An 856-nucleotide genomic window follows, 5' to 3' on the forward strand; every position below is an offset into this window, starting at 1 on the left:
CAACGTGTTTGTACAAGGTTAGTTGCGTAGTTTTGCTATAAATTTAATAAATAATTACTGACAAAGAAAATCCGCGAGGATTTTCGTAAGTGAGCAACAAGCAAGCAATTAATTTTGTACGGTGTTGGGTAACGTATTATTCATTCCTTTTTACTAATTCTTTCACAATTTTACAATTGTCAACTAAATAATTTGTCAAATCTTTCATAAACACCAAAGAACCTTCTTCAAATGATAAGTCATATATTTTCAACATTTTCTCTACATTTTTAGAAGCCTCAGAGATGATTATATTTGAAAGGTCTTTCTTACTGAAATTTTCAAACTTATTTTTTGATAAAATTTCACAAGCGTTAATTCCAATATTTTCAATGAGGTCTCTTTTTTTCTTGTTTCTTTTTCTTTCCTTTTTATTCAATGATTTGTTAATATCTAAAGAAAGTTCAATAATTAAATTTTCTTTAAGATGATTTAATTCTTCCTCATTAGGTTTTGTGTTTTTATAATATATTTCTAAAGCGCGACAAGTTTCAAATGCGGTAATTTTATTCAAATTATTTTTAATTCCAATAGTAGAAATTACCTTGACAATTTCTTTGGGTTTTAATTTTTCATTTAAATTAGAAACGAGTACTATTCCTTTGCTAAATTCAAAAGTTTCTTTAGTATATAATTTTTGAGAAGAAATTATTTTATATGAAACTGTATTCTGTAATTCAACTTCTGTTTCAATTTCATCAAATTCATTCACACAGTTAAATTCAGTTTTATTCTGTGTAAGAATTCCTGAAGAATAAATTAAAAATAATATAGCTAGCAATTTTTTCATAAATTTCCTTTCATATGTTACCCAACG

The 856-nt window shown here is 25.4% G+C and carries 1 protein-coding gene; it reads right to left on the reverse strand.

Annotated features, from left to right (window positions below; all coding sequences use genetic code 11):
• Nucleotides 1-136: 136 nt before the first annotated feature.
• Nucleotides 137-856 (reverse strand): hypothetical protein (locus ACYPV9_RS14225; RefSeq protein ID WP_459744830.1); only part of this gene is annotated, 720 nt, incomplete at its 5' end.

It is taken from the genome of Polaribacter sp. OB-PA-B3 (assembly GCF_054589375.1).